This window comes from Gryllotalpicola sp. CP2-P1 (genome assembly GCF_057512245.1).
This window is the reverse complement of the sequence record NZ_JBLRDT010000126.1, coordinates 1-7,513: the sequence shown is the minus strand read 5'-3', so window position 1 is coordinate 7,513 and position 7,513 is coordinate 1. Positions and strand designations below refer to the sequence as shown.

General features: G+C 67.7%; 7 protein-coding genes. 5 read left to right on the top strand and 2 right to left on the bottom strand.

What is annotated here, in order from left to right; genetic code table 11:
* From ACM2XV_RS10380 to ACM2XV_RS10360, 5 genes are all read left to right on the top strand, one after another.
* Window positions 1-970, top strand: a 970-nt coding sequence (locus ACM2XV_RS10380; RefSeq protein ID WP_487026876.1) for a DUF4434 domain-containing protein, incomplete at its 5' end; no start/stop codon positions are given.
* Window positions 971-1,218: 248 nt separating this feature from the next.
* Window positions 1,219-2,160, top strand: a complete 942-nt coding sequence (locus tag ACM2XV_RS10375; protein WP_487026875.1) for a carbohydrate ABC transporter permease — start codon at window positions 1,219-1,221, stop codon at window positions 2,158-2,160.
* Window positions 2,157-3,116, top strand: a complete 960-nt coding sequence (locus tag ACM2XV_RS10370) for a carbohydrate ABC transporter permease (RefSeq protein WP_487026877.1) — start codon at window positions 2,157-2,159, stop codon at window positions 3,114-3,116. The genes ACM2XV_RS10375 and ACM2XV_RS10370 overlap by 4 nt, the downstream gene beginning before the upstream one ends.
* Before the next feature lie 283 nt (window positions 3,117-3,399).
* On the top strand, window positions 3,400-3,711 hold the full coding sequence (locus ACM2XV_RS10365; RefSeq protein ID WP_344774971.1) for a winged helix-turn-helix transcriptional regulator: 312 nt from the start codon (window positions 3,400-3,402) through the stop codon (window positions 3,709-3,711).
* A gap of 128 nt (window positions 3,712-3,839) precedes the next feature.
* Window positions 3,840-4,793 (top strand): aldo/keto reductase, encoded by a 954-nt coding sequence (locus tag ACM2XV_RS10360; protein WP_344774969.1) that lies wholly within the window; start codon window positions 3,840-3,842, stop codon window positions 4,791-4,793.
* A gap of 8 nt (window positions 4,794-4,801) precedes the next feature.
* Here ACM2XV_RS10360 and ACM2XV_RS10355 read toward each other — a convergent pair whose 3' ends face one another.
* Window positions 4,802-6,178, bottom strand: a complete 1,377-nt coding sequence (locus ACM2XV_RS10355; protein ID WP_487026874.1) for an ABC transporter substrate-binding protein — start codon at window positions 6,176-6,178, stop codon at window positions 4,802-4,804.
* 99 nt (window positions 6,179-6,277) lie between these two features.
* Window positions 6,278-7,354 carry a hypothetical protein gene (locus tag ACM2XV_RS10350; protein WP_487026873.1) on the bottom strand — a complete coding sequence of 359 codons (1,077 nt, stop codon included), beginning with the start codon at window positions 7,352-7,354 and terminating at the stop codon, window positions 6,278-6,280.
* Window positions 7,355-7,513 lie beyond the last annotated feature (159 nt).

The window sequence follows — 7,513 nt, the reverse complement described above, 5'->3', positions numbered from 1 at the left end:
GACGCGCGTCGCGGTCCCCGCCCTGTCGACCACGAAGACGGCGGCGCCGGCTTTCCGCGCCGCGTTCTGGTCGCCGTACTTCATCGACGGCTCGAACGACGCCGCGCAGATCGCCTCGGCGATGGCGGCGCAGAAGGCGGCGGGCGACACCGACGTCATCATCGAGTGGTCGGTGCACTATGACGCGAAGGATGCCGCGTACCCGGCATCCGCATCTCTCGGCTTCCCGCAGTGGAACAGCGCCGTGCCGCAGATCATCGCGGCGGCCAAGAAGGCGGGCATGCACGTCTGGCTCGGTCTCGCCGTCGCGCCCGACGCGGTGAACGACATGTCGAAGTTCACGAACCAGAGCTGGCTGAACAGCTTCACGGCCACGCAGCAGAAGGTCGCCCACGACCTGTACGCCAAGTACGGCTCGTCGATCGCCGGCTGGTACATCCCGACCGAGCCCGCCCAGGTGAACGTCGCCACCCCGGCGCGCGCGACGCAGTTCGGGAAGTATCTCGGCGCCGTGAGCGACTACCTGCACACGCACGACGGCAAGAAGCCGGTCATGGTCTCGCCGTCGATGCCGACCGCGATCCTGTCTGGGCTCAGCGCGCAGCAGTTCGTCGCCGAGCTCGCGCCGCTCATCTCGGCATCCCACGTCGACGTGCTCAATCTGCAGGACGGCTTCGAGATGACCGCGTGGACGCCCGCGCAGGAGGTCGCGGCCTTCCAGGCGGCGAAGAAGCTGACGGATGCCGGCCGCATGCGGCTCTGGGCCGCCGTGTACACGCCGCTCACGGACGGGAACGGGGCGGTGCCCGTGTCGAAGATGGCGCCCTACCTGAAGGCGCTCGGCGCCGCGGGCATCCCGTTGACCGAGTGGGAGTTCACCTCGTACATGTCGCCGGACAAGACGCTTCGGAACGGCGCCGCGATGACGGCGAACTACGCGGCCTACAAGAGCTACCTAGGGCTGAAGTAGCTGTCTGCTTTCCCGGACTCCCGACCCCCGACCCCCGACCCCCGACCCTCGACCCTCGCCGAACCCCGCCGAAGTGTGAGTTCGGGTCCTCTTCGTCGCGAAGAGACAACCCGAACTCACACTTCGGGTGAGTGGGGAGGGGCTACCGGCGGCGGCGGCGGCCGCGGTCCGAGCGGGGGCGCTGCCTCGAAGCGGCAACGGGCGTCGAGAAGCGTTTCCCTTCTTCTCTGCGGGGGAATCGAACGCATATGACAACAGCTACGGCGAGAAGCACGCCTGGGTCTCGCCGCGTGCGGAAGTACAACCGGCGCGAGGCGATCGCGGGCTACCTCTTCATCAGCCCGTGGATCGTGGGATTCCTCGTCTTCACGCTCGGCGCGATGGTGTACAGCTTCGTGATCTCGTTCAGCGACTACAACCTCGCCACCAACCGCGCGACCCCGGCCGGCTTCAGCAATTACCAGCAGCTGTTCCAGGACCCGAGCGTGATGCTGTCGCTCGGCAACACGCTCTTCTATGCGGTGCTCGCCGTGCCGCTCGAGATCGTCTTCGCCCTCTTCCTCGCCATGCTGCTGTCGAAGATCGGCCGCGGCGCCGGCATCATGCGCACGATCTTCTACCTGCCGAAGATGACGCCGGCGGTCGCGACGGCGTCGGTCTTCCTGCTGCTCTTGAACGGGAACACCGGCGCCATCAACAAGGCACTGGGCTTCTTCGGCATCCCCGGCCCGCAATGGCTCGTCGACCCGGCGTGGGTGAAGCCGTCCATCGTGCTGATGACCCTGTGGGGGGTGAGCGGCACGATGGTGATCTTCCTCGCGGCGCTCAAGAACGTGCCGCGCGACCTCTACGAGGTGGCCTCCATCGACGGCGCGGGCCCGGTGCGCCAGTTCTTCAACATCACGCTTCCGATGATCTCGGGGGCGATCTTCTTCAACGTGATCGTGCTCACGATCGCCGCGCTGCAGATCTTCGACCAGGCCTACCTGCTGTTCTGGCGCGATCAGACGAATGCGTCGAGCGACGCCTCGCTGTTCTACGGCATCTACCTGTTCCAGCAGGCGTTCCGGCAGTTCAACTTCGGCTTCGCGGCGGCGATGGCCTGGCTGCTGTTCGTGATCATCCTGATCATCACGCTGGTGCAGGTGAAGTTCAGCAACCGGTTCGTCTACTACGAGGGGGACAACTGATGTCCGTCGCACAGGCGCCAAGGCCCGCGTCGCTGGCTGCGGAATACGGCGACGCGGCCGGTGACGAGAAGGATGCCACCCGCCGCACGGCCCGCGGAGCGGGGTTCTACCGCGGCCGCGGGGTCATCGGGAAGGTGCTTCTCTGGGTCGTCGCCGGCGCGTTCGGCCTGCTGTTCCTCTACCCCTTCGCATGGCTGCTCGCGGCGAGCCTCAAGACCCGCGGCGAGGTCTTCGACAACAGGCTGATCCCGCGGACCTTGCAGCTCGCGAACTACGCGGAGGTGTGGCATCAGCTGCCGCTGCTCTCGTGGCTCTTCAACAGCGTCGTCATCGCGGTGCTCGCCGCCGGGCTCGTCGCGATCTCGAGCTCGATCGTCGCGTTCGGCTTCGCCTACTTCACGTTCCCAGCGCGCGGATTTCTGTTCGGCCTGGTGCTCGCGACGATGATGCTTCCCGGCGCCGTGACGATGGTGCCGCAGTACCTGATCTGGAAGTACCTCGGGCTGCTCGGCACGTGGGTCCCACTCTTCGGCATGAACCTGTTCGGCTCGGCGTTCTACATCTTCCTGCAGCGGCAGTTCTTCCTGGGGCTGCCGCGGGAGATCTTCGAGGCGGCCCGGGTCGACGGGGCGTCCTACTGGGGGCTGTTCCGGCGGATCGCCATGCCCTTGTCGATCCCGTCGTTCATCATCGTGTTCATCTTCGAGTTCCAGGCGAGCTGGAACAATCTGCAGGCCGCGCTGATCTATCTGAATGCGGGCAGCGTGAACCAGTTCACGGTGCCGCTCGGCATCTCGTATGCCATGACGACCTTCAGCCCGACCAACGGAGGCCACGGCGACTACCAGTACGTCATGGTCGCGGCGCTGCTCGTCACACTTCCGATGCTGATCATCTTCGCCTTCGGGCAGCGCTACTTCGTCGAGGGCGTGGCCACGCAGGGCCGGAAGGGGTAGCGGTTTCGTGCCCCCGGCCGACAATTGCGCCTCGCACGCAGGCCGCAGACGTCGGCCGGGGGCGCAGAACCCGGAGGCGCCGGGCGAGGGGCAGCCAGCCGCACTGCGCCGGCACCGCGACTTCCGGCTGCTGCTGGGCGGGCAGACGACCAGGGGCTGCTACCCCGTTCTCCACAGCCGCAATGCCCTGACGACGCCCTGACGGGGCATCTGCTATGGGTGGCGGCGCTAGAGTGTCCGAGTGAGTCAGGCAACCGAACCGACTAATCTCGGCCGCCCGCGCGTGTGTTCCATCGCCGATGCGCTCGAGCTCGTGGGGGAGCGCTGGTCTCTGCTCGTCGTGCGCGAACTCGGATTCGGGGTGCGGCGATTCACGGACATCCAGGTCAACACGGGTGCCCCGCGTGAAACGCTCGCGCAGCGCCTGCGCAAGCTCGAGGAGGCCGGGGTGGTCGAGCGTCGGAGATACTCCGAGAAGCCCCCGCGCGACGAGTACCTGCTCACGCCCGCCGGTGAGGGGCTGCTGCCCGTCCTTGCCGGGCTGCGCGAGTGGGGCGAGCGCCACGCGACGCCCCGCGTGCGCACGGGTGAGTGAGGTGACGCGAGGCATGGCCCGCGCTCGAGTGAGTTCGGATTCCTGACCGAGTCTGTTACGGTGAGGTCAGTACAGTCGGTTCGATTCTCGAACCGACAAGATCGGAAGAGATCGGAAGAGGAATCCGTATGACCTGGATCGCATCGTCGGCAGCAGACCGCCGCGCTCAGTTCGGCCGTTTCCTGCTCGGCACCGGCGGCCTCGGCGGAATCGCCGGCGCGACCGGGCCGGGCATCGGGCTGCCCGAGGCCGAGGGTCTCGAGCTGATCGATCGCGCGGTGCGCGAGGGCGTCAAGGTGCTCGACACGGCCGATGTCTACGCAGGCGGCGAGAGCGAGCGCATCGTCGGGGTGTGGAACCGCGGCCGCCCGGGCTCCGAGGTGCTCATTCAGACCAAGACGGGCATCACGCCCGACGGCCCGAACCTCGACCCCGAGCGCGTCGACCGGCAGCTGCGGCACAGCATCGAGGTGATCGGCCGCGTCGACCTCTATGTCGCCCACCAGGTCGACGGCCGCACCCCGTGGGAGAAGTCGCTGCCGGTCTTCAGCGACGCCGTCGAGCGCGGCACCATCAGGGCCTACGGGCTGTCGAACGTCGACGGGGCGGCGCTGTCGGCGGCGCTCGAGACCGCCGATCGGCTGGGGCTCGCGCGGCCCGAGATCGTGCAGAACCAGTACTCGCTGCTCGCCCGCGCCGACGACGCGGAGGTGCTGCCCATCGTCGAGGCCGAGGGCCTCGCCTACACCCCCTTCTCACCGCTCGCCAACGGGCTGCTCGCCGGCCGCTACAGCAACGGCGAGCGCCCGCAACGCGGCGACCGGGCGAGCGTGGCCTCGTCAGCGGCGCCGTTCCTCGACGACGACCAAGCCATGGCGAAGGTGGCCAGATTCAACGGGCTCGCGGCAGCCCGCGACACGTCGCCCGCCGCGCTCGCGATGGCCTGGCTGTTCCACCACCCGCTGGTGACTGCGCCCATCGTCGGCGTCAGCAAGGAGCACCACTGGGCCGGCATCCTCGACGGGCTCGCCCTCGACTGGAACGACGAGCTCGCCGCCGCGGTCGACGAGATCTTCGGGTAGCCGGCGCGCTACTTCGTCGCCTGCTGATACGCGCGCTGGGCGGAGGCCTGCGCCTTCTTCAGCGCGTCGGCAGGCGACGATTTCCCGAGCAGCACCGACGAGATCACGTTCTGCAGTTCGGTGTTGATCTGCTGACCGGCGGGCGAGGCGCCGAACGACTTCCCGTCGCCCACGATGTCGTAGAACGTCGCGATCGTCTGGTCGAACCCCTCATTGCCGCTCGGCTTCACGTACTGCGCGCGCAGCTTCTTGTCGACGCTGGGGATGCCCGTGAAGAGGCCGGTGTTGAAGGCGCCGGGCGTCTTGGCGATCTTCGCCGCGCGAGCGGCGCCTGCGGCATCCCACGCCCCCGGGCTCGTCAGGTCGACCGCCCACGCGCACGCGGCGTCCTTGTTCTTCGCGGCGGTCGGGATGACGAAGCCCTGCCCGTTGGCGACGGTGAACGGCTTGCCGTCTGCGGCGTAGAACGGAACGGCGGTGATGTCGAGCTTGCTGGCGTACGGCGCGAGCACGTTGACGTACCACTGGTTGTCGATCTCTGCCCCGACCTGGTTCTTCGCGAACTCGTTGTCGGCGCCGAACATGTCGAAGGAATCCGAGAAGCTCTTGATCTTGGCGTAGCCGCCCTGGGCGTCGGTGATCTTCTTGAGCACCTCGAGGCCCTTCTCGTTCTTCGGGTCGTCGAGGGTCGGCTTGCCGTTCGCGTCGGTGAGCCGGCCGCCGTAGCCGAGGATCCACAGGCCAGGCTGCCCGCTCGCGACGGGGTTGAAGCCGAGCGTGGTCGGGTTGCCGCCCGACGCCTTGTACATCTTCTTCGCCGCCGCGATGAGCTCATCGGGCTTTGAGGTGTTGATCTGCGCGGGGGTCACGCCCGCGGCATCCATCACCTTCTTGTTCAGGATGATGGCCGGCGGCTGGTAGAACTGCGGCACCGCGTAGATGTGGCCCTCGTACGTCACGTCATCGTTGACGGAGGGGTAGTAGTAGCTGCTCGGGTCGACGTCGTGCGCGCTGAAGCACTTGTCGAGCGGCATGATGAGCCCCTGCGCGGCGTAGGTCGCAACGAGGTTGGCGTCCATCTGGACCACGTCGGGCACGTTGCCGCTCGCGACGCGCGTGGTGAACTTCTGCGCGTCGAACGCCGTCTGATCGATCTTGATGTCGACGCCGTCGAGCTTCTTCTTGGCATAGGCGAGGCGCGAGGTGCCGACCTCGTCCGGGCTGTTGAAGCCCCACGCGTTGAGCGTGCCAGAGGCCTTCGTGCCGAACGACGGCGGTGTGCTGCTCGAGCCCGAGCCGCCACCGCTGCCCGATGAGCACCCCGCCAGTAGAACTGCTGCTGCCGTAACTGCCACCGCGGCCAGTGCCGCACTCCTGGTTCTCATGCGTGAGAAGTACCCACTTCTCGTCGCGACGTGCCGGAATGCGTCGCGATGCGCCGGAATGCGCGCGAATGCGCCGGAACGCGCGCGGATGGCCGCGGCTCAGGCGGCCTGGGCGGCGAGCGCCGCCTCGACGCGCGCATGGCGCCGCACGACGAGATGAGAGACGAGCACGGCGACGACGGCGACACCCGCCCACACGGCGAGCACCGCGACGTTGCCGCCGAAGCGCTGCCCGGGGAAGTAGATGAGCGCGGTCGCGGAGTTCAGCCAGCCGGCGCCCGCCCAGAAGTCGTTGAGCGAGGCGAAGAAGCCGGGCTCCATCCACTTCTGGAAGATGCCGCCGGACGAGGTGAAGTTGAGCTGCACGAAGAGCACGGTCATGGCCAGCACGGTCCAGCTCTTGAGGATCGGCATCAGCGCCACGCCGATCCACATGACGAGCGCGTCATAGAGCCACGACAGCAGCCAGACCTGCAGCACGCTGTGGTCGAAGACGTGGTAGACATACGCCGCGATGCCGACGATGATCGCCGACACCACCGCAGACGCGATGACCGGCACGAAGACCCGGGCGAACAGCCCGTGCCGCCCCGTCACCGCCGCCACGGCCGCGGCCACGGCATAGCCGCCGACCGACAGGCCGACGAGCAGGAAGAAGATGCCCTGGCCGGTGGCGTCGTGCGTGCCGACCGGAACGACGTCGACGACGTTGAAGGGCAGGTGCTGCTGGAATGCGATCGGCTGGAAGACCTTCTGCACGGTCTCGGTGGTGGTGGCCGACGCGGCCGTCGCGATGTAGAGGTTCGCCTGCGTCGGGGTCGCTTCGTAGGCGGCCGTGATCGTGCGCTCGCGCACCAGCTTCTCGGCCTGTGCCTCGTCGGCGACGTTGCGCACGTCGAGGCCGCCGTCCGACTCGTTGTTCAGTGTCTGTGCGAACACCTCGCTCTGAGCGCTGTCTCCCACGATGGCGACCGGAAGGTGATGCGGGCTCGGCTGATGGAAGGCGCCGAGGTACGCGAGCGTCATGCCGATTCCCAGCAGCACGGGCACGAGCACGTGCAGACCAAGGTGCTTCCACATGCTGGGGTGCGGCAGCACCGAGCGGCGCGGCGCGGTGTGCGTGGCCGGCTCGCGGTCGGCGGGAAGGGTGGGGGCTTCGCTCGTGGCGTTCGACATGATGCCCTCAGGGTACGCGACGTTGCTGAATGCAACATCATAGCCGAGCAATGTAGTTGCCGGATGCCTGCCGGAGTCGCCCGACCCGCGGAGTGGGGGCCGCCGTTCCGCGCCGCCGTTCGTAGGCTCTCGAAGTTGTGAGACGCAATCGTGCCGGCC